A 26,406-nucleotide genomic window follows, 5' to 3' on the forward strand; every position below is an offset into this window, starting at 1 on the left:
AGCTTGCTTATGTGCTTATTTTTGCTTGTGCTGTAGAGCTTTTGTTTGTAGGCGATTAACATAGGCTTTCCACCTTTCTTTTTGCTTGGGTCTTTCAGAATTTTGCTGATTGGCGATGTATTGTTTGATCACTTCTAAAGGAGCACCGCCTACAGAGGATATAAAACAAGAGTTTGGCGTAGGCAATTTAGTTCTTAAGTGCGCAAACTCTTGAGAGCCGACTACTCCTACCCTTAGCTGTCCTAATAAATTTGCACACCGCTAAACTAGGATCAATCTCCGCTAAGATGTGGATATGATCCTTATCTGTTTTTATCTCCAAAATCTCTACTTCTAGCTCTTGTGAAACTTCAAAAATGATTTGTTTTAACCTTACTTCTACCTGATCTACAAGGACTTTTTCGCCTGCATCACCATACGATGTGGTATTTGCAAGAATAGACAATGTTATTATTACTTTTATACTTGATATATTTCATGCAGTGTATTATACAAAATATTTATTAAATAATACATTAAAAGGGTTGTATCTCATCATATGCTCTAAAGAGCATGCGCCTTAATCCGCTTAGCTAAAGCTAGGGCTTTACGGCGCGAGTGGTAACTAGCAATGAAAACAACATCGCTAGAGGGGTGATGTATGAGAGGATTTATCGTATCTGTCATGGGGTGGGGACAAAGGGTGAGGCCTTTGAGTGGATTAAAAAGAATGAGCCTTTTAAAGATCAAGGGTGGGAGGTGTTTAAAATGGATAGACAATCTCTAAGAATAGATGATCAGCAAAAAGCAAAGAATTTAGCCAAACAGGCAGAGCAGAGTTTTAAAATCCTTAAACCCGGGTTTACTTTTGAAAGTGATTTTGAACTTTATCATAGTCTTTCAAGTCTCAAACCCTATAAGGGATAATTTGATACATAACACGACTTCTTTAAAATTTAATCTTTAGTAAATCTATTAGATTCAGCTATAATACAGGGCAAATTATAAAGGGGTGGTTTTTGTGAAAAATGTATTTGAAAAGATCATCGATGGGGAAATCCCTTGTAAAAAAGTGTTAGAAAATGAGGCTTTTTTAGCCTTTGAGGATATTAATCCTAAAGCGCCTATCCATGTGTTAGTAATTCCAAAAGTGGGCGTGAAAGATTTTAATGCCATTACCCCAGAGCTAATAGCAAACATGAGCGCTTTTATCTTAGAAGTAGTGGAAGTTTTAGGCATTAAGCAAAGTGGTTATCGCCTCATTACTAATACGGGTACAGATGGAGGGCAGGAGATACCTCACTTGCATTTTCACATTTTAGGGGGCACTAAGCTTACATGGCCCAAACTCTTTTAGGTAAACAAGAGCAGTTTTTAGAAAGTGTATTTGCGCCTTTACTGCAAGATACTTCCAAAGAAGAACAATTAAACCAAATCCGTAAAAGTATATTACTTAAAAAGGGCGTGTATTACTTTGACTGGACAGCCTCAGGGCTAGCTAGTTCTCTTATTGAAAAACGGGTGGCTAAACTTTTGCCCTTTTATGCTAATGCCCACTCAGGTAAGTCTAAACATGCCCACTTAATGGAGCTAGTCTATCTTAGATGTAAGAAAAATATCTTAAAATCTCTAGGCTTAGGAGAGGATTTTATCATTCTAACAGCCGGGTTTGGGGCTAGCCATGCAATTAAGCGCTTACAAGAAATTCTAGGGATATATTTGCCTCCAAAGAGTCGCCAAAGGCTTAATCTAAAAGGAGTCTCTTTGCCTCAAGTTGTTATTGGGCCTTATGAGCACCATTCTAATGAAATAAGCTGGCGTGAAGGGCTTTGCCATGTGTTGCGCCTAGATTTAAACCAACATGGCTTATTTTGCCTAGAACATTTAGAACGGGCTTTAAAAGAGTATCAAGAAGCGCCACAAATTGTTGTTTCTATAGGTGTGGCCTCCAATGTAACAGGTTTGATAGTCCCTTATTTAGACATTGCTAAACTTTGTCAAAAATACAACGCCATTTTAGCTTTTGATTTGGCCGCTTTTATCTCACATGATGATTTGCGCACAACAGATTTTAGCGCGTGCTGTATCGCCACACATAAACTTTTAGGGGGAGTGGGGAGTTGTGGGATTTTAGGCATTAAACGCGATCTAATTGATACAAATTTAGCGCCTAGTTTTAGCGGTGGGGGGGTTGTTTGCTATGTGAGTCGGAGTACACATGAATACATTAAAGAAGTTGAGCTAAGAGAAGAAGTAGGCACTTATGGGCTAATCCAGCTTTTAAGAGCCACACTAGCTTTACAATTACGCAATGAATTAGGGGTAGATTATATCAGGCGGCGCGAGAACATGCTTACTCAGGTTTTCATGCACGCTCTTAAAGAAATCCCTGCGCTTAGTATTTATGGGTCCTTGCTTGCTAGACGGGTGGGAAATGTGGCGTTTAATGCTAGTGGGGTGTCTTGTTATGATTTAGCGCCACTTTTAAGTTATACATTTGGCATAGAAACACGGGCGGGGTGTAGCTGTGCTGGGCCTTATGGCCATGATTTATTAGGATTGCAGGATAGTAATTATATTTTAAGTAGAGAAAAACAACCCGGCTGGCTACGGGTGAGTTTACACTACACCCATAGTTTAGAAGACCTTGATTATTTAATAAACAGACTCCAAAAAGCCATTAAGACACTGCGTGGAGGTTGAAGTGGATATAACACAAAAAGAAACTTGGGTTACGCTAGATGAATTCTTAGATATTTCTAAACTACCTAAAGAGCGGGTACTAGCCTTGATTCAAGATCAAAGCATTGTGAGTAAACATGATGAGGAGCAAATTTGGGTGGATTTACAGAGTGCTACGCAAGTATTAGCCAAAAAGGCGGTACATAAAAATACTTTAGTGGCCACTAAAGCCGGCTATCCAGCTTTAGTAGAAAACATGCAACAAGTAGATCCGGTGTTTGTAGAAAAGACGATTAACACGATTTTAGGACTCCACGATAAAGTGGTGAGTGCTAAAGATGAGGCCATTTGTGCCTATAAAAATGAAAATGTGTTTTTAAAAGATGCGGTGATTTCTATGCAAGAGGTTTATGAGGAGGATAAAAGAACGATTGAAGTTTTACAAGAAGAATTAAGCAAAGTACGCGAGGAAGTGGAATTTATGAAACGCAAGTACCGCCTCATGTGGGGCAAAGTTACAGACATGGGAAATTTAAAATAGTTAAGGGATTTTATTAAGTAGTTGGCCAAGTTTGGCGTTTAAATCTGCAATTTCTTGGATTTTATTAAGGTGGATTTTAAAAAGTTCGATGGGTTCGATTTCTTTTTTATGAAAGCTCTCTTTGATTTCTTCGCGTGTATCTAAGCTAAAGCGTTGATTAAGCGTGATCTTATAACGCCTGCCCCCGATACTCACCTCAATCATGTCAACGGCGGGTTTTTGGTTATCCATTTTCTAAAACTTTGTGGATTCTGTCATAAATTTCTTGCAACCGGTTATCTTTTGCGGCAATTTCATCATAAAGCGTATTAAGTTGGCGCCCCTTTTCCTCATTTTGTGTAGCAAGTGTTGCGTTTTTAAGTTGCAGTTCCTTATTTTCTTCTTCTAAAAGCGCAAGCCTGATAAGAAGATCTTCAATCTTTTCATGGAGCTTGTCTAAAATCTCTGCCCCCATATCCGCCCTTTTAAACTGGATTAAACCCCTATTATAGCAAACTTCCATTACAAAATATCCTTCTAAATATCTAGCGGATCTACATCTATCTTAAATACACCTTTAGCATGTTCTTGTAAGTGGTGTAAAACTTGGTGTAGCTCTAAAGTTGAAGACGCGCTTAAAAGAATCTGGTAGCGAAATTTACCCGCAATTTTAGCCACCCGTGCACAGCCAGATCCTAAAACTTGTACGCCTTTATTTTGATCTAAAAGAGTTTGTAGCATTTTTAAACTTGTTTGCATGTTCTCTTGGGCTATTAAAGCGTTTTTATTTCTAAATTCAATCTGAGCTAAACGCATAAAAGGGGGAAAGTGGGGCATGCGTGTTTGTAACTCATCTTTTAAAAAATCCTCATAGTCTTGAACATAGCGCTTTAAAAAAGAGGCGTTAAGGGTTTGAATCATCACTTTTCCATGTTCTTTGCGCGCACTACGGCCAGCAATTTGGTGCATCAAAGATACCCCATCTTCTAAACTGCGATAACTCCCATTATTAAGTACCTCATCTAAACCTAAAATAATGGCTAGATTAACTCCATGGTAATCATGCCCTTTGGCTACCATTTGTGTCCCGATTAAAATATCAAGTTCATGGCGGTTAAAGGCATCTAAAATATTTTGGATTTGTGAGGTTGTATGGGTGTGATCTTTATCTAAAATCCCAATGCGCGCTTGGGGTAACTGTGCTTCTAGTTCGCTTTTAAGTTGCTGGGTGCCTATTCTTTTCCCAGCTAGAGTAGGTTGCTTGCATGTAGGGCAGACTTTTGGAATTTCTAATTGGTGTTGGCAATAATGACAACGCATGCATTTTTCTTTAAGGTGCAAGCTCATATTCACACTACAAAAAGGGCACTGTACGCCATTTCCACAAGAATAACAAAGCAATTTTTTAAAAGAAGCGCGGGTGGGTAGAAAAATCACGCTTTGCTCTTTTTTTTCTAAACTTTGCGCTAGACACTCTAATAAATTTAGGCTCAGTGTTGTTTTATTTTCCTCAAAAAGAATTTCTTTTGAGGTGTTAAAAAAACGCCCTTTTAAGCGCACAAGTGTTTGGTTTTTCTTGGCTAGATAATAGCTGCGTACATGGGGTGTGGCTGAGCCTAAAATCACTTGGATAGGCATTTTACTAGAAAGATAAAGGGCGCTATCGCGGGCATTATAATAGGGGGCTTGGCTAGCTTTATAAGCTTGATCATGCTCTTCATCAATGAGGATAAGCCCTAAATTTGGCATGGGTAAAAATAAAGCGCTACGAGTACCCACCACTACTCTTATTTGCCCTAATGTTAATTGCTTTAATAATTCTTGTTTTTGTTTGGTGCTAAGTTTACTATGCCATAACCCTACTTGATTGGCAAAGGTTTTTATCAGCGCTTTTTGGGTTTGAGAAGTGAGTGCAATTTCGGGTACTAATATAATAACGGTTTGGTTTTTCTGTAATTTTTCTACGATCAAATGGATATAAATTTGGGTTTTTCCACTCCCTGTATCTCCAAAGAGTAAAGCGCTTTTATGGGGTTTGAGTGCTTCTAAGGCTTGCTTTTGTGCAAAACTTAGGGGGTTTATCTCAAATGGGGTAGAAATAGGATTAAGAGGCGATTTATTCTTATTAAAGGGAATGAATAAAGAGGCGACTAAACCAAGAGAACAACAATAATATTTGGCTATAAATTCTAAAAGTAGCATTTGGTGGGCGTTAAAATAAGTTAATTCTGGAGTGGCTAAAACACAATCAAAAGGGGGTTTTTCACATTCTTCTAATACAACACCCTTTAGGCGCGATTTGCGCAAAGTGATTTGTACTAAATCACCCTTTGCTAGTGAGGTTTGGCTTTTATAGGTGAGGGGTTGTAGATGCCTAAATGGTGCAATGCTATAAAAATAATTAAGCATTAAATTCCTTGGATTTTTTAGTTATTATACCCCCTGATTTTATCAAAAGGCAAAGACATGGGTTTTATTCTAAATGCCCCTTACAAAGCAAGTTTAGAGCAAGAACAAGCCGTACAAAAGTTACAAGTTGGGATTAATTCAAATGCCAAATACCAAACCTTAGTAGGGGTTACAGGTAGTGGTAAGACCTTTAGCATGGCCTATTTAATTTCTAAATTACAAATGCCAACTTTAGTGATGTCGCATAATAAAACCTTATGCGCCCAGCTTTATAGCGAATTTAAAAGTTTCTTCCCTAAAAACCATGTAGAATATTTCATCTCTCACTTTGATTATTACCAGCCTGAATCTTATATCCCCAGACGCGATCTATTCATAGAAAAAGATAGCTCCATTAATGAGGATTTGGAGCGTTTGCGTTTGAGTGCGATCACTTCTTTACTAGGCTATGATGATGTGGTGGTGGTGGCTAGCGTTTCGGCTAATTATGGGTTAGGTAACCCGGCAGAATATCTAAGCATGCTTGAAAAAATTGAAGTGGGGCAAAAAATCTCTTACACACAATTTTTACTTAAGTTAGTGGAAATGGGTTATGAACGGCAAGATATTTTAGAAAGGGGGTATTTTAGAGTAGTTGGGGAGAGTGTAGATATTTTCCCGGCTTATAATGATTCTAATTTTATCCGTGTGGAATTTTTAGAAGATGAGGTCGATCGCATCATCTACATGGACGCTTTAGAAAACACCCCTATCCAATCCTTAGATTCTTATATTCTTTATGCGGCAAGTGCTTTTATTGTCAGTCCGCAGTGTCTTAAAAAAGCCCTTTCTAGTATTGAAACAGAATTAGCGCAGCGTTTAGAATTTTTCAAACAAGAACAAAAACTCTTAGAATATGAGCGGCTTAAAACGCGGACGGAATTTGATTTAGAAATGATGGGCACAACTGGGATTTGTAAGGGCATTGAGAATTATTCCCGCCACTTTACAGGCAAACAAGCCGGAGAAACTCCCTATACTCTTATGGATTACTTTGCACAAAAAAATTGCCCTTATCTTGTGATTGTAGATGAATCCCATGTAAGCTTGCCTCAATTTAAGGGCATGTATGCTGGAGATTTAAGTCGCAAACAAGTACTGGTTGAACATGGATTTAGACTCCCCTCTGCTTTGGATAATCGCCCTCTTAAATATGAGGAATTTATCCAAAAAGCCCCGCATTTTCTCTTTGTTTCAGCTACACCAAATCCTTTAGAGTTAGAACTCTCAGCTAACCAAGTGGCTAGCCAAATTATCCGCCCAACCGGGCTTTTAGACCCGGAGTATTGCTTAAGACCCACACAAAATCAAATTAAAGACCTTTTAAAGACTATCCAAAGTGTGGTGGCTAAAAAAGAGCGGGTATTGGTAACCACTTTAACAAAGCGCATGGCTGAAGAACTCTGTAAACACTATGCAGAATGTGGGCTTAAAGTGCAGTATTTACACAGCGATACAGATGTGATCGCGCGCAACCACAGTATCCGTGCCTTGCGGCTTGGAGAAATTGATGTTTTAATTGGCATTAATTTACTTAGAGAGGGTTTAGATTTACCGGAAGTGTCTTTAGTGGCTATTTTAGATGCAGATAAAGAGGGGTTTTTGCGTAGCAGTACGGCTTTAATCCAAACTATGGGCAGAGCAGCACGGCATGTACATGGCAGGGTGATTTTTTATGCAGATAAAATCACGCCTAGTATGCAAGAGGCTATGGATATTACAGATCAAAGACGGGCTAAACAAATGGCCTTTAATAAAGAGCATGGATTAATTCCACGAGGTGTTAATAGACCGCTAGAGACTGAGTTAAAAGAAATAGAAAAAACCTCTAAAAAGGACATCAATAAGATGCCAAAGAGTGAAAAAGAACGGCTAATTAAAACTTTGCGCGCCCAAATGCAAGAGAGGGCTAGGGTTTTAGACTTTGAAAATGCAGCTAAGCTAAGAGATGAAATTGCTAAAATTAGAAGGCTTTAATGCAGAGTTTTAGCCAGTGCATGCAAGAGTGGCTATATGGTGAAAATGGTTACTATAGGCATGCATTAATTGGCATGCAGGGGGATTTTTATACAGCCGTAAATAGTAGCGCCTTTTTTGGGGGTACATTAGCGTTTTATTTATTATCTTTACTAGAAAATGGGCGGCTTTCTTTGCCTTTAAGTGTGGTAGAAATAGGCGCGGGGGAGGGGCGCTTATTAAGCGATGTAGTGGGTTTTTTAAAAGATTTAAGTCAAGGCGTATTAGAGCACATGAGATTTATCAGTGTAGAACCTTTGGATAGCCTAGCTATTTTACAAAAAGAAAGATTAGCTAAAAGGGGGGTTGATCTTAAATGTGTGGCTTATTTAGAAGATTTAAACCTTTCTGCGTCTGTTTTTATTTATTGCAATGAATTATGGGATAGTTTTCCATGCGAAGTTATTGATAATTCTAAGAAATTATACATTTCTCATTTTAAACCTACATGGCAAAATTTAAGTTCTAAGCAAATGCACCAAATAAAAGCCTTTTATCCGACTATAAAATCAGATTGTCTACCTTTATGGGAGGATTATATTACTAATTTATGTAACCAGTTACGGGGCAAAAAATGGATTATGGTTAGCTTTGATTATGGGCAATATGGGGGTTATGGGGGGATTAGTTTAAGAGGTTATACTAAACACCAAGTACTTAGTTTTGAGGATATTTTAGACAACTTGCAAGGCTATTACCAGCAAATTGATCTAACCTATGATGTGGACTTTAAACTCTTAGAAACACTCTTTTTAGCTCAAGGGGCACACACCCTTTTTTATGGTACTCAAAGCGCTACCCTTTTAAAAATGGGGCTAGCCTCTTTATTAGAATTATTCCACGCTAGCGCCCCCTTTACAACCTACCAAAGAGAGATCATTAAAGCCCGCGTTCTTATTAGCCCCGAAGGATTTGGCGAACGCTTTAAAGGGCTTATTATGGGTAATTAGGTTTTTTTAAATAGAATTAATTCATAAGATGTTTTTTGCAGTTGCTTAGTTTCTGGCCTACTAGGCGTACTTTGCTGCATGTGTGTTTGTAATTGCTCATTAAGATCATCTAACTCGTCTAATCTTTCTTTAAGGCGCAAAATAATATCCACCCCTGCTAAATTAACCCCCATGTCTCTTGTTAAGCGCAAAATGGTTTTGATCTTATCCATGTCCCTTTGGGAATATAGGCGTACTTTCCCATCTGTGCGTTTGGGCTCAACTAGCCCTTCTTTTTCATACTGGCGCAGAGTCTGGGGGTGGACATCTAACATTTTGGCTACCACACTAATTAAGTAAAGAGGTGCATCATAATCAACCATGTTTACTCCTTAGGGTAATTGTTCTTGTAAAACTTGTTTAACATCTGCACTTAAAGTATCTGTATGGGGCAAAATCACATGGGCTTTTAAATACAAATCCCCCATTTCTGCACTTTTTCTATTCTTCACCCCCAAACCTTTAATACGGAATTTTTGGGCATTTTTTGTATTAGGTGGGATTTTAAGGGCAATTTCTTTATGTAAAGTTGGTACTTGTATTTTGCCTCCAAAAAGAGCCGTTTTTAAGGGCAAATCAAAATCCTTAATCAAATCATCACCGCTACGCGTATAAGTACCATCTTCTAATACATGCACTTTTAAAAGTACATCGCCTCTTAATCCTCCCTGAGTATGCCCCTTACCTTTAGCGCGCAAAACCTCCCCCTCTTTAACCCCAGCCGGGATTTTAATTTCAAAACTATCGTGGTTGAGTTTAACAGATCGTTTAGCGCCTAAAACAGCTTCTTGTAAACTAATTTGGATTTCTGCATGTACATCTAGGTTTTCAGCAAAATTAAACCCCCCAAAGTCTGCAAAACCTCCATGCCCAAAACCACCGCCCCCAAATCCTCCACGGCCAAAGATTTGGGCTAAAATATCATCAAAATTAGCGCCCTTGCCTTGAGAACGCGCAAAATCGCTAAAATTCTGCCCTCCAAATATGTTATCGCCAAATTGATCGTATTGGGCGCGTTTTTGTGGATCGCTTAAAATTTCATAAGCAGCGTTGATCTCTTTAAATTTTTCCTCAGCTTCCTTACCCTTATTAAGATCGGGGTGGTACTTGCGCGCTAGTCTGCGGTAGGATTTTTTAATTTCCTCATTGCTAGCTTGCTCGCTCACCTCTAGGGTCGCATATAAACTTTTTCCCATAGATATCCTTTAAAAAATATAAAGCTATTATAGCATAAAACTTTAGTCTTATAGTATCAATTTTATTTATTAAATTCTTTTAAAAAGTTTTCATAACCCTTTTGCCTTAAAAGACAGGCCGGGCATGTACCACAGCCATAACCATAAGGGTGGCGTGTGCTGCGATCCCCGATATAACAAGTATGGGTTTGCTCTAAAATAAAATCTAAAAACCCTAATTTGTGAGCTAGAGCAAACTCTTGGGCTTTATTTATAAACATGAAGGGAGCGAGTAAAGTGATGCCCTCAGAAGTGCCAAAAGCGCCTAGATTTAAAGAAGTTTGCAGACTCTCTAAGAAATTTTGACGGCAATCAAAATAGCCGCTGTAATCTTGTTCTGAAATACCCAAGAGTACAAAAGAAGCCCCTAAATTAAAGGCATAGGCATGGGCAAGCGTGATGAATAAAGCGTTGCGATCGGGTACAAAAGAGGCGGGTAATTGTGGGTTTTTCATGTGCGGAGTTTGGGGCGATTGGGGGCTTTTTTTAAAGAGAGCGGAGTTACTTAACTCTTGTAAAAAATCCAAACTAAGAATTTTAAAAGGTAACTTTAATTGTGTGGCAATTTTTGTGGCTTGTTCTAGCTCTATGCCATGTTTTTGGGCATAATCAAAACCTAATAAATAGGTATTCTCAAAGGCAGATAAACTCCATAAAGCTAAAGTCGTGCTATCCTGTCCTCCACTAAAGCAAAGTACACAGCTACTTTTATAGCGCTTGGCTAGTAAACTTTGAAAATCACAAGGTTTCATGGCGGCTTCTTTATATTAAAATGAGAGGATTATAGCAAAGGACTTGTTAGTGGGTTGGGATTTAACCTATGTTTTAACTCTCCCTCGTGCACTCTTAGAATTAATAGATTTAATTGAACAAGGTGGGTTTGAAGCTGTAGTGGTGGGTGGGAGTGTACGCGATTTACTTCTTAATAAAAAGCCTAAGGATTATGATTTAGCCACTAACGCTACACCGGAACAATTATTAGCCCTTTTACAACCCAAAATGCAAATTAGCCTTGTGGGTTTAAAATTTGGCACTCTAGGGGTTTTATACAGGGGGCAGTTTTTTGAAATAACCACTTATCGCTTAGAATTTGATTACACCAACCACCGCCACCCTAAAGTGGCCTTTGTTAACTCACTTGAATCAGATTTGAGTCGCCGCGATTTAACAATTAATGCGCTAGCCTTTCACCCCAAAAAAGGGCTTTTAGATTTACATGGAGGGCTACAAGATTTAAAAGATCGTAAACTTGTTTTTGTGGGTGTGCCCTCTGTGCGTTTAAAAGAAGATGCTTTGCGTATTTTAAGAGCCATGCGTTTTGCCAGTACTCTAGGTTTTAAACTAGAATTCAAAAGTGAGATGGCGCTTTTTGATCAAGCAAACTTATTAGACAAAATCAGTAAAGAGCGCATTTGGCATGAATGCTCTAGGTTACTAGTGGGTTTTAATGCTTCTAATGTTTGTGTGCGCTATCACAGTCTTTTAGAGCGCATTTTTGGGAAACTAGATAGTAAACTCTTAGCCAAACTCTCATATATCCCCCCTAATTTAGTGGCGCGGCTTTTATTGATCTATCAAAATTGCGATCAATTAAGCATGCAAGCTTGCTTAAAGAACTTAAAAGCCCCTAAACAATTAATTTTAACCCTTAATAAATTACACCCATATACCAAAATTAATCCGCAAGACTCTAAAATTTGGGTTAAGCAACAATTACAGATTTTAAGTTTGAGTCAATTTAGAGCATGGCTAGGGTGGCTACAAGCTAGTGATGTACTTTTAAGCCGTGCTTTATACACGCATTTTAGAATCATTGGCATGCAAAAGGAAGTTTATTCTTTGTACTTTTTAGCCCTTAAAGGAGATCATGTCAAAAATCTAGGCTTAAGAGGTGCAGAAATTGGGGCGTGTTTGCAGGCCTGTTTAAAAGAGGTGGTGCAAGAGAGGGTTAAAAATGAGCTAGGGGCGTTATTGGACTGGGCTCAAAAGTGGATCAAAGATTTAAGAGAATATGCGTTAAAATAGAGTTTATGGAAAAATTGGTGTTTAAGGATTTGCTGTTTTTAGCACCCTTAGCAGGCTATACAGATTTGCCCTTTAGAAGTGTGGTTAAACGCTTTGGGGTAGATGTAACGGTGAGTGAAATGATTAGTAGCCACGCTTTGGTACATGCCTTTGATAAAACTAGCAAAATGCTACAAAAATCGCCCGAAGAAAGCCCCTTTAGTGTACAAATTGCCGGGTCTAAAATGGAGGTTGTCAAACAGGCTGTAGAATTACTCAACACCACTACAGGGATTGATATTTTAGATTTTAATTGTGGTTGCCCGGCACCTAAAGTGGCTAACCATGGCAATGGAAGCGGGTTACTTAAGGATTTAAAACACTTGGTTAAACTATTAGAGTTGATCAAAACAACCACCAATAAGCCCTACACTAGCGTAAAAGTGCGCTTAGGATTTGATGAAAAGATTCCATTAGAAATTGCCCATGCCCTCAACGATGCGCCGGTAGATTTTGTGGTGGTACATGCACGCACTAGGTCTGATCGCTATAAAAAAGAGCGTATTGATTATGAGAGTGTGCGTTTAATGCGTCAAGTATTACATAAACCATTAATTGCTAATGGAGAAATTGATAGCCCTAAAAAGGCTAGGGAGGTGCTAGAATATACAGGGGCTAATGGGGTGATGATTGGGCGATCCTCTCTAACCCAGCCTTGGATTTTTTGGCAAATTAAACATAATACTGAGGAATTACCCGCAATTCTTAAAAAAGATTTAGTCTTAGAACACTTTGATAAAATGGTGGCCTTTTATGGGGATAGGGGGGTTATTATGTTTAGAAAGAATCTACATGCCTATGCCAAAGGGCATGTAGGGGCTGGGGCTTTTAGATTAGCTGTTAATGCAATGGTGATGCCAGCACAAAGCCGCGCTCAGATTGAGGATTTTTTTAGCACCCACGCACCCCTTAGCCCTCTACCCCAAATCATTACTCTAAATCGCCAAAGCCTTTAAATGCATAAAAGCCTTGTATTTTTTGTTATCTTAGGTATGTTTTACTGTCAGTCTTTAGAGGCGGTTAAAAACCATGTCTTTACCGGTGTGCGTCTTGGTTATATGAAAAATTCTACTAGCACCTTGAGCCAACAAGTGAGCATGCAAAATCCTAGCACTATGCCAAATGGTACATTTGTCTGCCCTAATGAATTATGCGAGGGGAATAAGATTGTAGGTTTTTATAAAGCTAAGGGGGTGAGTCCGGCCTTTACTTATACGCTAGGCGATGAAATCTTTTTTGATAAATTGGCCATTAGTGGGATTCGTGTTTATGGGACTATTGAATACGCACAGGATAGTCTAGGGAGTCGTTATAAGATTGAAAATCAAGGGGGGCAAAACTATAACCCACAATACATTAAAGCCATTAATTCTAATAACAATCAAGTCATTGGGGGGAGTGTACCTAGTGATTATTCCTCCCCTTGTACTACTAGTACAACTAACCCTCTAGGATTATGCCCCACACCAAACCCACAAGAAGTTTTATTACAACGACCGGCTAACTTGGTTACTCTAGGGTTTAATATAGATTTTTTCCTCAATATCCCGCTTGATTACTGGCTCAAACGCCTTTATTCTAAAATGTTCTTTTTTAAAATGGGGGTTTTTGTAGGCGGGGGTGTGGAGTATGCGATGCTTTGGAGTGATGATTTTAACAACCAAGCTTTAAGCGCTTTGGGGGGGTCTTCTTTGAGTAAAGGGCATATCCAAAAAACGCGCTTTTTTAGTGCCGGTAATGGCTTTTATGTGAATGTGGGCTACCAATTATATTTAGGAAAACATAACCGCTTTAATTTAGGCTGGAAAATTCCCTACTATAAAACTACCGCTCAAAATTGGTATAACTATGGAAATAATAACCCCGGTACCCAACAAACTATCAAGCAAGCCTTAAGTATTTCTATACAAAGCCAATTTTATGTCAGTTATGCTTTTTTATTCTAAATTCTTAGAATCATATTTATTATTATTGTCATAATAGGGCTTTTTGTATTGACTTTTTATTACAAAGCTAATACAATCAACACTTCTTTTTTAATTTTTTAATAAGGATAGCCATGCATTCTGGTTTATCTGTCAAGTTAATTGGCGAATATGTAGACATCGGTATCTTTTCAACGCTAGGTTTGATGAGTTTTATAGCTGTGTGGTTTACTATCGAACGGATTATCTTTTATAGTAAGCTAGATTTTAGTTTATATGACGATCCAGATCGCCTAGATTTAGATCTAAGTAAAAATCTAACCACTCTTTATATTATCTTCTCTAATGCGCCTTATGTAGGGCTCTTAGGTACGATTTTAGGGGTAATGGTTACTTTTTATGACATGAGTACGAGTTCTACAGGCCTAGATGCTAAGGCCATTACTTTAGGATTATCTTTAGCCTTGAAAGCTACAGCCTTTGGTTTGATAGTGGCAATTCCAACTTTAGTCGTTTATAACGCGATGTTGCGTAAAACTGATGTGTTGTCTGAGCAATTTAGATTAATGCATAAAAAGAGGGCTTAATGCGTCCTAAATTAAGAAGAGGCGATGGCTTAAATATCGTTCCTTTTATTGATGTGATGTTAGTGCTTTTAGCATTAGTTTTAAGTGTTTCTACCTTTATTGCTCAGGGCAAAATTAAGGTTAACTTACCCAGTGCCTCTAGTGCAGAGAAGGCAGGAAAAGAGGATAAGAAAGTTACGATTGTGGTGGATAAATCTGATGGGATTTTTATAGATGATAAACAAAAGAGTTTAGAGCAATTACGCGCCTTAATCTCTACTTTAGATCCAAAAACCCTTGTGGATTTGCGTAGCGATAAAGATTCTAAATTTGGTACTTTCATTGAGATCATTGATATTCTCAAAGAACACAACCATGAAAACTTCTCCATCTCTACAGAAAAAAAGTAAGTCTGCAAACCGGATTAGCTTTCTTATTACTCTAATTTTATATGCGGGTGGGCTTTGGGCTTTTTTTTCTAACTCTAACCATGTCCAAAAAATAGCTCAGGCAGGTACGCAAACTGTAACCATGAGCCTAGCTAGTATTAATACACATGCAAATCATCTTAGCCATGCTAAGCAGGTCCCACAAGTACAAGAAAAACCTAAGGATAAACCCAAAGAACAACCCAAACCTAAGCCAAAACCAAAACCCAAGCCTAAGCCCAAACCCAAACCAAAACCAAAACCAAAACCAAAACCACAAGAAAAGCCTAAACCTGAGCCTAAAGTACAGGAAAAACCCAAACCTGAGCCTAAACCTAAGGTAGAGGAAAAACCAAAACCTAAAGAAGAGTCTAAGCCAAAAGAAGCGCCCACTCAAAAAGCACCACCGGCTAAAGAGTCGCCTAAAGAGAAGAAAATAGAGCAGTCTAACCAGACAGCAGAAGGGGCTAAAGCAAGCTTGGCTTATAATCAAGGGGTTAGCGATGCCTTTTTAATGCAGATTCAACAGGCTATCTCATCTAAAAACCGCTACCCTCGCATGGCTATGGTAAGGGGCATTGAGGGGGAGGTTTTAGTAGAATTTGTACTCAATGCTGATGGCAGTACTGAGGATATTAAAATCTCTAAAAGCTCAGGTTCAGATATTCTTAACCACGCTGCCCTGCAGGCTGTTAAAGAGGCTTCTAAACTCTTCCCTGCCCCTAAACACACCGTGCGTTTGCGCATTCCCATTGCTTATACAATTAAAGAGGAATAGCCTCTATGGCTATTTAAAAAAGATAATCTTTAAACTTAAGTTAGCGCAAAATAGAGGTAATATCTAACATATCCTCTAACATAACTTTAACCTTACAATCAGCGCAAGCATAAAGAGAGGCGATACGGCGTACATCGCCTTTAAAACGAGGTTCCATAAATTTAGCAATTTTTAACACGCTTTTAGTCGTTCCCATAGGTTTACCACACACACGGCAAGTAAATAGTGTGTCTTGAGCCATGACTTGGGGTTTAAAATAGGCCGGGTTTAGAGAAATTCCATCGCGCTCTAAACTCAAACAATCTTTTTCAGGACAGGTAGGTACGCAATAGCCACAAGTGGTACAAAGAGATGGGTTAAAAAGCAAGGTATACTTATTTCCATCAATGCTTAAAGCATGGGTGTTACACGCCCCTACACAGGAGAGACAAAGGGTACAATTATCCTGAATGCTAATATGCCCATACCGGATAAAGTTTCCACAGCCTACCTGACCATAATCTTTTTCTCCGACCATATGTGCTAGCCGTTTGGCAAAAAGATCGCGTTTAGTGTGTGTGGGGGTTGTTGGCGGGCTAAAGTGGGTGTACTCTAAAATTTTAGCTTGCTCTAAATACTCTACAAGTTTAGTTGAATCAAAAGCGCACAAAATAGCATCTAGCCCATAGAGTTTTTGATAAATGGCATTGAGTAGTGTGATGCTTTCTAATGTCCCTATCCCTAGTTCTGGTGCATACAACACCACCTGCGCGCCGCTTTCTTGTAGAAGTGTTAAAAGATAGGTCTGTTCTAAAATATTAGCATTCAAACATAGGGGTAAAACTTCTTGCTTGAGTGTAATATCAGGTAAGGCTGTATTTTTATCTATAACTAAGGGGATATAACCCTGATAAAGTTTAGCCACAGCCTGCATACACTCTAAACTCAAAGCCCCATATTCCAAACTCCCGCTAGGACAAACCGCTATGCATTTACCACAATCAATACAAGCTTCGTATTTAAAAACTAAATGGCGGTTATCATGGCATTCTAAACCCTTTTCTTGGGCAATTTGGGGATCTAGTTTAGTGATAGCCAAAGTCGGGCACACCTCGCTACATTTACCACAACACTCTACGCGTCTTTGGTGATACTGGCAAATATTACTATCATAGGTGAAGTATTCTATAAGAGAGCCTTCTTGAGTTTCTAAAGTTTGCGTGTTTTTAAAATCAAATTGTAAACCATGAAGTTCATAAAGCAAAGAAAGACTCTTAGCTAATTCTAAAGGATCTTGGGTGCTATGTTCTATTAGAAAGTTAATTTCAGGGGCTACTCTTTGAGCGCCCTTTAAAGGCACATTAGATACCACACATTCTATATCTATGGGAGTATCTAACACCTGAATATGATCATGGAGTAGCGCGTGGGGATAATGTGGGTTTTTAACATAGACAAATTCAACCATCATCTTTTTCTCCTGCTGCTAGGCATTTAGTAAAAGATCGCGCTTGGTACGGAGGGTTGTTATAAAGTGATCTTTTAAAATCCTAGCCTGCTGCATTGATCAAACTACCCAAAATATCTAACATCTATTTTTCTACCAAAATTTGCATCTTTTTATTTTTGAGTTCTACATATAGCTCTTTGATGCCATGTGAGGAGTAAGTGTGTTTTTTATTCTTATAGGCTTCATAATCTTGTAAAAAAGTGATGCGGAAAAGCCGTTTGCCTTCAATATTGGGGTAGGGGGTGATATTAATACCTGAAAAGCGAATCGTCTTATCCTCATTTTTAGCAAAAATCTTGGTTTTAAATTTCTCATAACTTTTAAAACCCATGCCATTAAAATGTTTGAAATTAGGGGAATAAAACTCTAAATAAGAGATCAAATTATTCTTAGCCCAAGCCATGCGCCAAGCATATAAATTACTCAGTAACAACGCTAATTCTTGTTTGCTTGCATGGGGAAAATCCCCCTCATAAACTATCAATAAAGTCTTTTTATTGCGCACCAATTTATCATAACTTTGCAAGATTTTATTATCAATGGCAATACAGCCCTTAGTATTTGAATTGTTGCGATCGCCCTTTAAAGGCATGCCATGAATCCAGATGCCATGACCTGTATGTTTAAGTACTACATCTAGGGGGTTTGGGTAGTTAGTTACAAGGGCTAGGGGTCCATAGTAAGCGCTTAAATTGGTGATCTTTTTAATGATCTGATAAACACCAATGGGAGTGGCCTTATCCCCTTCGCTTACTTTCATGCCAATTTTAGACCCCACTAACGCTTTACTTTCATTCACCTTAGAGATTTTCTCCCCATCCATTTTGTAAAGAATTAGTCTAGGATCGGCTTTATTGATAATAAAAAGATAGTCTAAATTTTCATAATACCCATAGGTGGTGTCTTTTGTTTCTAGCACATCTTCCCAAAAATCCTTTTGGCTTAAATAGGACTGCAAAAGTCTTTCAATAGAGCCTATGCCCTTTTCATGGTAGACTTTGACAAAACCCATTAAAGTACCTGCTTGAGCCCCTAAAGTTAGAGCAAAAATTAAAAAAGCAGATCGCAAACCCATTCTAACCATACAAAACCCCTAAGCGTAAAAATCAAAAAGAAAACGCGCTATTCTATCATATAGCCCATTCTTTTTAGCTGATCTTTCTCTTGAGTCCAGTTTTTCTGTACCACTACCTCTATTTGCAAAAATGCTTTTTTCTGAGAAAAATCCTCTATTGCCAACCTTGCCTCCCGCCCGATTTTCTTAATAACACCCCCTCCCTTACCAATCACCATTCTTTGCTGACTCTCTTTTTCTACAATGATTTTAGCCTCAATAAAATCCATAGTTTTTTCCTCCCTAACACGCATAATAAGTACATCGCTAGCATAAGGGATTTCCTCACTCAAAAAGCGAAAAATCTGTTCGCGAATCATCTCTTTATAAATCTCTTTGATCTGTATATCGCTAAGAAGTTTAGGATCGTAATAAAAGGGGGCTTCAGGTAAGAGTTTAGCCACCTCTTTTAAGAGAATTTCTAAATGATGCCCCTTAGCTGCACTTAAAGGAATTAATGCGCTAAAGTGCGTACTATAAACTTGGTAGGTTTTAATTTGGGCTAGAATTTTAGCAGGGGTGGCTGTATCTGTTTTATTAAGGGCTAAAATATGGGGTTTGTTAGGGGCTAGGTTTAAAAATTCTTGGTATTTTTCCGGGCTATCATGGATACTGGCTAAAAATACAGCCAAATCACAAGACTCTAATGCATGCCTAATTTGCTTTAGCATAGCTTGATTAAGTAATTTAGTGGGCTTACAAATTCCGGGGGTGTCTAAAAAAATCATTTGACACTCTACCCCCTCTTGAGTGTAAGGTACAATGGCCTTTAAAACTTTACGGGTGGCATTAGCTTTATGAGAGATAAGGGAGAGGTGTTCATAAACAAGCGCATTAATCAGAGTGCTTTTACCGGCATTTGGCCGTCCGATGAGTGCAATAAAGCCGGCTTTACTCATAGGATAAAGCGCGCTAGATCCACATCTTCTACTAAATCTTGTAATGTTTGGCTCACATCTTTTTTAGAAACCACCACCTTTTGCCCCGCATAAGTTGTAGCGTTAAAACTAATATCCTCTAACACCTTTTCTAAAGTGGTGTGCAAACGGCGCGCACCAATATCCTCTGTTTTTTGATTGGCTAAATATGAAAATCTAGCCAGTTCTCTTAAAGCTTCAGGTTCAAAAGCCAAGTCCACGCCCTCTACCCCTAAAAGCGCTTGGTATTGTTTAATCAGCGAGCTTTTAGGGCGCGTTAAAATTTCATACATGATCTCCTCAGATAAACTTTCTAATTCCACACGCAAAGGGAAGCGCCCCTGTAATTCAGGAATCAAATCGCTAGGTTTACTCAAATGAAAAGCCCCAGCGGCAATAAAAAGAATGTGATCGGTGGCTATGGGCCCATATTTAGTTTGGATTGTGCTCCCCTCTACAATGGGTAAGAGATCGCGCTGTACGCCCTCTTTACTAGGGTCTTGAGTACGCCCCTCTTTAGAACCAACCGCAATTTTATCAATCTCATCAATGAAGATAACCCCAGATTGTGCGGCTCTTTGTACCCCCTCTCTTTGTACTTGTTCCATATCTAAAATAGCTTGAGAAACATCATGGCGCAGAGCTTCTTTAGCCTCTTTAATAGTCATTTCCTTACTAACCTTTTCCCCCCCCTTATTTAAAATTTTGGTTAGACTCTCTTGAACCTTGATGATCTCAGGTGGCATGTTAAAATCCCCCTCTACACCCCTTTTATCTAGTTCAATCTGGATTTTTTGGTGATCTAGAGCATGGCCGCGTACTTTTTCTTTGGTTTTCTCAAAATTTAGCATATATTCTTGTTGTTTATCCTTGCCCACACCACTAGGAAGGGGGGGCAAAAGCTTTTTAGTGATGCGCTCAATGATCAAATCCTCAATCTTGGCTTGGTTTTTTTCCTTCTCTTCATTTTCTACTAAATGAATACTTGCCACTACCAAATCACGCACCATAGACTCTACATCGCGCCCCACAAAGCCTACTTCTGTGTATTTACTAGCCTCTACTTTGATAAAGGGCAAACCCATCATTTTAGCCATGCGCCGCGCAATTTCGGTTTTACCCACACCCGTTGAACCTATCATCAAAATATTTTTAGGCATGACCTCCTCTTGGAGCTCCTTACTTAACTGCAAACGCCGCCAGCGGTTACGCAGAGCAATTGCAATCATCTTTTTTGCATCTTGCTGCCCGATGATGTAGTCGTCTAAATAGTGGACAATCTCTTGGGGTGTTAAATTTAATTTTGCATGGCCTACCATTAAAGCTCCAAAATTTTAATGTTTTGGTTGGTATAGATACAAAGATTGCCCGCGATTTTAAGCGATTCTTCTACCAGAGCTTTAGGCGGTAGGTGTGCAAACGCATCGAGCGCGCGGGCTGCACTTAGCGCATAATTACCCCCGCTTCCAATGGCAGCAATCTTGCCATCTTCAGGCTCTACCACATCGCCTGTTCCGCTTAAAATAAAGATAGATTGTTTATTTAGCACGATCATCATTGCCTCTAAACGGCGTAAAAATTTATCCTTGCGCCACTCTTTGCTAAAATCCACCACGCTTTTAAACAAATCCCCTTTTTTGCCCTCCAAAATGCGCTCAAACATATCAAACAAACTAAAGGCATCGGCTGTACTGCCTGCAAACCCGCTTAAAATTTGGCCATGGTGGAGGGTGCGGATTTTGGTGGCATTGCCCTTAAGAATGCAATTATTAAAACTAACCTGTCCATCTCCGCCAATAATGGCACAATCCTTCCCCTCAAAATGGGCTTTATAGCCCAAAATCGTAGTGGCATGAAACATTAAAAATCACTCAGCCACGACATCAATTTTTAAAACACCCACTACGCCTAATCCAAGCTTAACATCAATTTCATAAATCCCGGTACTTCTAATGGGCGTTTTAAGCTCTAGTGTTTTTTTATCAAGGCTAATAGGGTGATTGGCCTGTAAAACCTCAACTACTTCCTCTTTAGTGATAGAACCAAAAAGCGCGCCATTAGCCCCTACTTTTTTGCTAATTTTTAGAACAATCCCCTCTAGTGTTTTAGCAAGCTCTTGTTTGGCGGCCAACTCTAAGGCCTCTTGTTGTGCCCGTTTTTGTGCACTAGCTTTATATCTGCGAATCACCTCTGTGGTGGCTAACTCAGCCAAATTTTTAGCTAATAAAAAATTGTTTGCATAGCCATTTTTAACCTCACACACATCTCCAGCTTTGCCTAGATTTTTCACATCTTGTAGCAGTAATACTTTCACGCTTATCCTTACTAAAGTATTTAAAAGATCGCATTATAAAATATCCGGGTTTTAAACTACCTTTAACGCAAATTAGGATCAAGCGGGAGGAATAAACGCCCATAATTAGGATTAGAGCGCAATAACTTTTCTTTAAAGATTCCATAATTATCACAACCAGATTGCAGACCATATTGGCACACATAAGAGAATAGATCAAGGGCGCGTTTATCATTTTGGGGGACGCCCAAACCTTTTTGATACAACACCCCTAAATTATTACAACTAGAAAGATTGCCACTCTCACAAGCTAGCTGGAAATACTTAGCCGCATAAAAATTATTAATGGGTACGCCCTCTGCCCCCTTAGCATAGATCCAACCCAAATTCGCACAACCCTGCATGTCCCCCGCGTTACAAGCTAAGTAATTTAAATCTACATTGTTTAATTTAGCCTTATCAATCCCATAGATATTTTTAACATTACTCATCAAACCTAAATTATAACAACCTAAATCACTCCCATGTTCACAGGCATATTTGTAATACTCTATTGCCTTAAAATAATTCTTAGGCACCCCCACCCCATTAGCATACATCCATGCTAAATTATTACAAGCTAAAGCACTCCCCCCACGACAACCCACCGCATAAAGCTGGGCGGCTTTTTCTTTATCATCTAAGGTAGCATTTTGTTTATAATCATAGGTTTGGGCTAAATCCGCACAAGCGCTTGCATCGCCTCCACTACAGCCCATTTCATAATAGCGCGTGGCTTTTTCAGTGTCTGTCTGAATACCCACCCCATTAGCATACATCGTACCCACCGCAAAACAACCGGCTGGATTGCCCTGATCACAAGACCTAGAAAAGAGTCTAAAAGCATCTTTATAATCCCCACTCTTAACCGCGGCAATACCGGCACTTAAAGCATCTTGTGCCACTGCAGGGGGGGTGAGGCGATCGTTCATAGGCGAAGAGGCAGGGGGAACAGTTAAAGCGGGTGTATTTGTAGGGGGTCTGGCATTTTGTGGGGCTGTAGGAGGCGTAGCCGGAGGTGTGGCTTGGGTTTGGGCATTAGGCGGTGTGGGCGCGGCATGGATTAGATTTAAAAGGAGCAAGCAAAAAAGATAAAAACCCCATTTTTTAAAACCCATTTTACTCCCTAGTGGTGTAAGTCCGTATTAAGCGCAATTAAGCGCGTGCTACGCAAAACAACCATTTTACCCGTTTGGCTGTGCTGCCTAAAATGCAAACCATGCAAACCGGATAACTCTCTACCCTTATATAGCCCTGAATCTTTTGTTTCTAGCTGCGGGTTGATTTCTTGCAATTTGGCTAATTCTCCAGAGGCTATATAAAAAATTGTACCGGCTAGCACGCCAATACCAGCATCTACAATACAACCATTTCCTAAACTAATGCCCAGTACACTATTAACCCCCAAAAGACAATCTTTCCCCACACTAATAGGATCGCTATTGCCTCCGCTAAGTACGCCTAAAATCCCCGCGCCCCCGCCAATATCTGTACCCTCTCCTATAATCACAGAGGAGGAGATACGCCCCTCATTCATGCAAGACCCTTCTACACCGGCGTTAAAATTAATATAGCTAGCCCCGGGCATTTGGGTATAGCCCCCTTTGCCAAGATAAGCTCCAAAGCGCGCTTTAGCGCTATCTAGCAGGCGGATATTATCAAACTGGGGGATAATTTGCATTAAATAGCGTGGGAATTTGTCTACAAAATCTATACAGGGAAATTTATCCTGCATTTTTAAAGAAATTTCATGTTCGCGCAACCATTCTAGTTCATAGGCTTTATGGCCACTCCAAGCTACATTAGGCAACAGCGCAAAAATACCCTCTAAATTTAAACTACGCAAAGGGGCTTTACCCAGAGATAGAGCATGGAGTTTGAGATAAGCCGTTTGTAGACTTTGGCATGGCCTATCTTCATAGAGAAGAACAAAATGATAAAAAGATAACTGCGGGTTTTGCTCTTGTTCATTTAGGGCTAAAAGTACTTCTGAGAGGGGGGTTTTTTCTTGAGAAATATAGGGGAGAGTTTGTTTTAAAAAGAGTGAATCAATACTATAAATAGCCTCGCTTGGAGTTTTGCTTAGGGGTTTTAACCCTTCCAAAGCCTTTAAAATGGAATGCTCTAAAGGTTGCCACTCCAGAGATAAAAAACACGCACTCAAAGGCTTTTGACTCTTTTGTCCATACTGCATTTTTGCAATGCCAAAGGCAAGGGGTTTAGAGGGCATGAATCTCCTTTGCATGTTCATCTGCTAGGGCTTGCACTTCAGCAACAAAGGTTTCTAAAAGTTGATCTTCAGGTAGTTTATGAATCACCTTGCCTTTTTTAAGAATGAGCCCGCTTTTATTACCAAAGGCAATAGCAATATCAGCGTGTTTAGCCTCCCCTAGCGCGTTAACCACACAACCCATCACGCTTACATCTAGGGGGATTTTAATATGCGCGAGGCGTTGTTCTACCTCAGCCATCAAGGCCACTAGATTAGACTCAATACGCCCACAGGTAGGGCAGGAAATAAAGCTAATGCCCTCCTTTTGCCTCCCGCTATAACGCAAAATCGCCTTAGCCACGCGAATCTCCTCCTCTAGCTCTCCAGTAATAGAAACCCGCATGGTATCGCCTATGCCCTCTCTAAGCAGTTGCCCTAGAGCCATCGCGCTTTTAATGCTGGAGTGAAACAAACTTCCGGCTTCAGTTACACCCAAATGAAAGGGGTAAGAAACCAGCGGGCGGAGTTTTTGGTAGGCTAAAACGGTGCGCTCTACATCGCTAGCTTTTAAAGAAATCTTAATATTATCAAACCCCACATCTTCTAAAAGCTTGGTGTTATAAAGAGCAGATTGAACCATTCCCTCAGGCGTAGGGCCGTATTTGAGCGCAAATTGTTTTTCTAAACTCCCCGCATTTACCCCAATACGGATAGGCAAAGAGCGCGCATTGCAAGCCTTAGCAACAGCCTTGATCTTTTCTAACGAACCGATGTTTCCCGGATTAATGCGGATTGCATCTACACTTTCAGCCGCAATCAGAGCAAACTGGTAATGAAAATGAATATCTGCAATTAAAGGTAAAGAGCAAACTTTTTTAAGCTCTTTAAGCGCAAGGGCGTCTTTTTTATGGGGTACAGCTACGCGTACTATATCCGCTCCTGCTAATTTGAGGCGATCAATTTGCTCTTTAGTGGCTTTTATATCATGGGTTTGGCTATAGGTCATGCTCTGCACGCTAATGGGCGCATCGCCTCCCACAGCCACAGGACCGACAAAGATTTTTTTAGTTAGAAAGCGCGCAACCAAAACTCCCAACCTTAAATATTTTAATAAGGCGCTAGTCTAGCTAAAAATACATGAGAGAGAGCTAAAGAGTGGGGAGGATTTTTAGACAAAAGGTGAGGAAATCACAGAGGGTACAGGGGAGTTTGCAAGAAAAGGGTAGAGGGTTAAGGCTGATACAAAAAAGCGGATCTGTAGGTATCTTTTTTAAAAGTAAGGGTAGACTGTATTCAAGTTGCTCTTGTGTGGGGAAAGCTAGAGGGAGAAAGCAATAAGCGCGCTGATTTGTTTGTACCCTTAAAACAGGGGATAAAGAGGTGAGAGCAGATAATCCAAAAAAGCGGGCTAATTCTAAAGCGATCATGTTTTCAAATACGGGGGGGAGAGGGTGGCTATAACTAAAGGTATAGGGCAAGGAAAAGTCATAAAAATATAGCTTAGAATAGCCTTTTTCTGTAGGAATAGATAAAAGCATTTGGTTAGCTTGTAAAGAGGCAAGAAAGCGATAAAGGGTGTCTTTAGAAATTTTAAGTTGCTTTTTAAGCTGGGTGTAAAGGTGGTTTGTACTCAAACTCTTAGCTTGGAAAGGCAAAATTGCTTTAAAAAGGGGGGTTTGTGTGCCAAATTCTAAGGCAAAAAGCGCTTGTTTTTTAAGCATTTTCTCATGCGAGCAAAAGGCTAGCATTTCAGGCAAATTCCCCTCTTTTAAAAAACGAGCAAGGAGAGCAGCAGGGTCTTTGTTGCAAAAATGGACAAATTCAGCAAAACTTAAAGGGGAAATGGCTTGTTGCTTAAAACCCTCTGGGGTGTGGCTAGTATCTCTTTGGATCAGTAAAGTAGGCAAGGTAGGCAAAGCAAAATCCTTAGGGGGGTGTTTGAGAATAAGTAAATCTGCTCTATAGTCTTGAGCAAAGGAGGGTAGGAATTTAAAAAGCTCGTCTAAGGGCAAACGCCAGTCTGTGGCGTCTACATAAATGGGCTTTTTATAGTTTTTAGCAACAAGCAGAGCCAAAGCGCTTTTACCCACCTTAGCCCCCCCATAAAGCAAAGTAGAGGGCTTGATAACATAATCGCGGGGTTTGAGTGGTCTTTGGCTAGCCTGAGCAAAACTAGTTTCTAAAATATTAGCAAGCAGGGGTAGATTTTGCATAAGGGTTATTATAATTTTCCTTTATAAAAGGAAACTTTTATATCTAAACATTTTGTTAAAAACGCGTTAAATGGGGCTTATTTTCTTGACTTCTCTTATTTTTTGATCTATAATTGGGGTTTTTAAATTGCCCAAAAGTTTGATAGTTTTGTAAGGATTTTTATGGAAAAGATACGACTCAAGTTGAAAGCCTACGATCACCGCGTGTTAGATCGCTCCGTCGTGGCGATTGTGGAGGCGGTGAAGCGATCAGGCTCTGAGATTAGAGGGCCTATTCCTCTGCCAACTAAAAACAGGCGCTATACGGTGCTTCGCTCTCCCCACATCAATAAGGACTCTAGGGAGCAATTTGAAATCCGTGTACATAGCCGTTTGATTGATATTATGGCAGCCACTCCAGAGACGGTAGATAGCCTTATGAAACTTGATCTAGCCCCCGAGGTGGAAGTAGAAGTTACTTCTATGGAGGAAAAATAATTCCCAAAAGCGTTAGTACGAT

At 39.6% G+C, this 26,406-nt stretch carries 29 protein-coding genes and 1 pseudogene; 13 read left to right on the plus strand and 17 right to left on the minus strand.

The window, feature by feature from the left end; translation table 11 throughout:
* Positions 1-15 precede the first annotated feature (15 nt).
* A pseudogene (gene tnpA, locus G6Q00_RS05545) lies at positions 16-479 on the minus strand (IS200/IS605 family transposase).
* A gap of 118 nt (positions 480-597) precedes the next feature.
* Between tnpA and G6Q00_RS05550 the strand changes: the two are divergent.
* From G6Q00_RS05550 to G6Q00_RS05565, 4 genes are all read left to right on the plus strand, one after another.
* Entirely contained in the window at positions 598-906 is a 309-nt protein-coding gene (locus G6Q00_RS05550; RefSeq protein ID WP_240331012.1) for a hypothetical protein, read from the plus strand.
* 94 nt (positions 907-1,000) lie between these two features.
* A complete protein-coding gene (locus tag G6Q00_RS05555) occupies positions 1,001-1,336 on the plus strand; it encodes a histidine triad nucleotide-binding protein (RefSeq protein WP_163532366.1) in 336 nt (111 codons plus the stop codon).
* Positions 1,318-2,682, plus strand: a complete 1,365-nt coding sequence (locus tag G6Q00_RS05560) for an aminotransferase class V-fold PLP-dependent enzyme (RefSeq protein ID WP_163532367.1) — start codon at positions 1,318-1,320, stop codon at positions 2,680-2,682. The genes G6Q00_RS05555 and G6Q00_RS05560 overlap by 19 nt, the downstream gene beginning before the upstream one ends.
* A gap of 1 nt (position 2,683) precedes the next feature.
* Positions 2,684-3,202, plus strand: coding sequence for a DUF3972 domain-containing protein (locus G6Q00_RS05565; RefSeq protein ID WP_163499448.1), 519 nt, complete (start codon positions 2,684-2,686; stop codon positions 3,200-3,202).
* Here G6Q00_RS05565 and G6Q00_RS05570 read toward each other — a convergent pair whose 3' ends face one another.
* From G6Q00_RS05570 to G6Q00_RS05580, 3 genes are read right to left on the minus strand one after another with little or no spacing between them, the layout of a single operon-like run.
* On the minus strand, positions 3,203-3,433 hold the full coding sequence (locus G6Q00_RS05570; RefSeq protein WP_163532368.1) for a hypothetical protein: 231 nt from the start codon (positions 3,431-3,433) through the stop codon (positions 3,203-3,205).
* Entirely contained in the window at positions 3,426-3,704 is a 279-nt protein-coding gene (locus G6Q00_RS05575) for a cell division protein ZapB (RefSeq protein ID WP_240329437.1), read from the minus strand. Before G6Q00_RS05575 ends, G6Q00_RS05570 begins: the two co-directional genes overlap by 8 nt.
* 14 nt (positions 3,705-3,718) lie before the next feature.
* A complete protein-coding gene (locus G6Q00_RS05580) occupies positions 3,719-5,590 on the minus strand; it encodes a primosomal protein N' (RefSeq protein WP_163532369.1) in 1,872 nt (623 codons plus the stop codon).
* A 57-nt stretch (positions 5,591-5,647) separates the two neighbouring features.
* Here G6Q00_RS05580 and uvrB point away from each other — a divergent pair, with 57 nt between their 5' ends.
* Positions 5,648-7,606, plus strand: coding sequence for an excinuclease ABC subunit UvrB (uvrB, locus tag G6Q00_RS05585; protein ID WP_163532370.1), 1,959 nt, complete (start codon positions 5,648-5,650; stop codon positions 7,604-7,606).
* Complete coding sequence (locus G6Q00_RS05590) at positions 7,606-8,595, plus strand: SAM-dependent methyltransferase (RefSeq protein ID WP_163532371.1); 990 nt, start codon at positions 7,606-7,608, stop codon at positions 8,593-8,595. The genes uvrB and G6Q00_RS05590 overlap by 1 nt, the downstream gene beginning before the upstream one ends.
* On the opposite strand, the gene G6Q00_RS05595 is transcribed toward G6Q00_RS05590, so the two are convergent.
* From G6Q00_RS05595 to queC, 3 genes are all read right to left on the minus strand, one after another.
* Positions 8,592-8,957, minus strand: a complete 366-nt coding sequence (locus G6Q00_RS05595) for a heat shock protein transcriptional repressor HspR (RefSeq protein ID WP_163532372.1) — start codon at positions 8,955-8,957, stop codon at positions 8,592-8,594. The two genes, G6Q00_RS05590 and G6Q00_RS05595, sit on opposite strands and share 4 nt — an antisense overlap.
* 9 nt (positions 8,958-8,966) lie before the next feature.
* Positions 8,967-9,830, minus strand: coding sequence for a DnaJ C-terminal domain-containing protein (locus G6Q00_RS05600; protein ID WP_163532373.1), 864 nt, complete (start codon positions 9,828-9,830; stop codon positions 8,967-8,969).
* Between the two features lie 62 nt (positions 9,831-9,892).
* Entirely contained in the window at positions 9,893-10,621 is a 729-nt protein-coding gene (gene queC / locus G6Q00_RS05605) for a 7-cyano-7-deazaguanine synthase QueC (protein WP_163532374.1), read from the minus strand.
* 49 nt (positions 10,622-10,670) lie between these two features.
* On the opposite strand from queC, the gene G6Q00_RS05610 reads away from it, so the two are divergent.
* From G6Q00_RS05610 to G6Q00_RS05635, 6 genes are all read left to right on the plus strand, one after another.
* Positions 10,671-11,894, plus strand: coding sequence for a CCA tRNA nucleotidyltransferase (locus G6Q00_RS05610; RefSeq protein WP_163532375.1), 1,224 nt, complete (start codon positions 10,671-10,673; stop codon positions 11,892-11,894).
* Positions 11,895-11,899: 5 nt separating this feature from the next.
* Complete coding sequence (locus tag G6Q00_RS05615; protein WP_430750791.1) at positions 11,900-12,889, plus strand: tRNA dihydrouridine synthase; 990 nt, start codon at positions 11,900-11,902, stop codon at positions 12,887-12,889.
* On the plus strand, positions 12,890-13,879 hold the full coding sequence (locus tag G6Q00_RS05620) for an outer membrane beta-barrel protein (RefSeq protein WP_163532376.1): 990 nt from the start codon (positions 12,890-12,892) through the stop codon (positions 13,877-13,879).
* Between the two features lie 113 nt (positions 13,880-13,992).
* Positions 13,993-14,445 carry a TonB-system energizer ExbB gene (gene exbB / locus G6Q00_RS05625; RefSeq protein WP_163499396.1) on the plus strand — a complete coding sequence of 151 codons (453 nt, stop codon included), beginning with the start codon at positions 13,993-13,995 and terminating at the stop codon, positions 14,443-14,445.
* Positions 14,445-14,834 carry a TonB system transport protein ExbD gene (exbD, locus tag G6Q00_RS05630; protein ID WP_163499397.1) on the plus strand — a complete coding sequence of 130 codons (390 nt, stop codon included), beginning with the start codon at positions 14,445-14,447 and terminating at the stop codon, positions 14,832-14,834. The genes exbB and exbD overlap by 1 nt, the downstream gene beginning before the upstream one ends.
* Positions 14,800-15,630: an energy transducer TonB gene (locus G6Q00_RS05635; protein ID WP_163532377.1), complete on the plus strand. Its 831-nt coding sequence runs from the start codon at positions 14,800-14,802 to the stop codon at positions 15,628-15,630. Before exbD ends, G6Q00_RS05635 begins: the two co-directional genes overlap by 35 nt.
* 40 nt (positions 15,631-15,670) lie before the next feature.
* Here G6Q00_RS05635 and G6Q00_RS05640 read toward each other — a convergent pair whose 3' ends face one another.
* The 10 genes from G6Q00_RS05640 to G6Q00_RS05685 all read right to left on the minus strand — a co-directional run bounded on the left by G6Q00_RS05640 (position 15,671) and on the right by G6Q00_RS05685 (position 25,907).
* A complete protein-coding gene (locus G6Q00_RS05640; protein WP_240331013.1) occupies positions 15,671-17,080 on the minus strand; it encodes a 4Fe-4S binding protein in 1,410 nt (469 codons plus the stop codon).
* 121 nt (positions 17,081-17,201) lie between these two features.
* Positions 17,202-18,194, minus strand: a complete 993-nt coding sequence (locus G6Q00_RS05645; protein ID WP_205426539.1) for a L,D-transpeptidase family protein — start codon at positions 18,192-18,194, stop codon at positions 17,202-17,204.
* 47 nt (positions 18,195-18,241) lie between these two features.
* A complete protein-coding gene (gene era / locus G6Q00_RS05650) occupies positions 18,242-19,132 on the minus strand; it encodes a GTPase Era (RefSeq protein WP_205426536.1) in 891 nt (296 codons plus the stop codon).
* Entirely contained in the window at positions 19,129-20,469 is a 1,341-nt protein-coding gene (gene hslU, locus G6Q00_RS05655; RefSeq protein WP_163532378.1) for an HslU--HslV peptidase ATPase subunit, read from the minus strand. Before hslU ends, era begins: the two co-directional genes overlap by 4 nt.
* A complete protein-coding gene (hslV, locus tag G6Q00_RS05660; protein WP_163532379.1) occupies positions 20,469-21,011 on the minus strand; it encodes an ATP-dependent protease subunit HslV in 543 nt (180 codons plus the stop codon). The genes hslU and hslV overlap by 1 nt, the downstream gene beginning before the upstream one ends.
* Positions 21,012-21,017: 6 nt before the next feature.
* On the minus strand, positions 21,018-21,464 hold the full coding sequence (rplI, locus tag G6Q00_RS05665) for a 50S ribosomal protein L9 (protein WP_163532380.1): 447 nt from the start codon (positions 21,462-21,464) through the stop codon (positions 21,018-21,020).
* A gap of 62 nt (positions 21,465-21,526) precedes the next feature.
* Positions 21,527-22,564 carry a tetratricopeptide repeat protein gene (locus tag G6Q00_RS05670; RefSeq protein ID WP_430750792.1) on the minus strand — a complete coding sequence of 346 codons (1,038 nt, stop codon included), beginning with the start codon at positions 22,562-22,564 and terminating at the stop codon, positions 21,527-21,529.
* 44 nt (positions 22,565-22,608) lie between these two features.
* A complete protein-coding gene (locus G6Q00_RS05675) occupies positions 22,609-23,733 on the minus strand; it encodes a tetrahydrodipicolinate N-succinyltransferase N-terminal domain-containing protein (protein ID WP_163532382.1) in 1,125 nt (374 codons plus the stop codon).
* A complete protein-coding gene (gene ispG / locus G6Q00_RS05680; RefSeq protein WP_163532383.1) occupies positions 23,702-24,781 on the minus strand; it encodes a flavodoxin-dependent (E)-4-hydroxy-3-methylbut-2-enyl-diphosphate synthase in 1,080 nt (359 codons plus the stop codon). The genes G6Q00_RS05675 and ispG overlap by 32 nt, the downstream gene beginning before the upstream one ends.
* A 61-nt stretch (positions 24,782-24,842) precedes the next feature.
* The gene (locus G6Q00_RS05685; RefSeq protein ID WP_240331014.1) at positions 24,843-25,907 is read right to left on the minus strand and encodes an ATP-binding protein; all 1,065 of its coding nucleotides are present in this window, start codon (positions 25,905-25,907) and stop codon (positions 24,843-24,845) included.
* A gap of 162 nt (positions 25,908-26,069) precedes the next feature.
* Here G6Q00_RS05685 and rpsJ point away from each other — a divergent pair, with 162 nt between their 5' ends.
* Complete coding sequence (gene rpsJ / locus G6Q00_RS05690) at positions 26,070-26,384, plus strand: 30S ribosomal protein S10 (protein ID WP_006564220.1); 315 nt, start codon at positions 26,070-26,072, stop codon at positions 26,382-26,384.
* The last annotated feature ends 22 nt before the right edge of the window (positions 26,385-26,406 follow it).

This window comes from Helicobacter suis, assembly GCF_902196125.1.
GTDB classification, from domain to species: Bacteria; Campylobacterota; Campylobacteria; order Campylobacterales; family Helicobacteraceae; genus Helicobacter; species Helicobacter suis_B.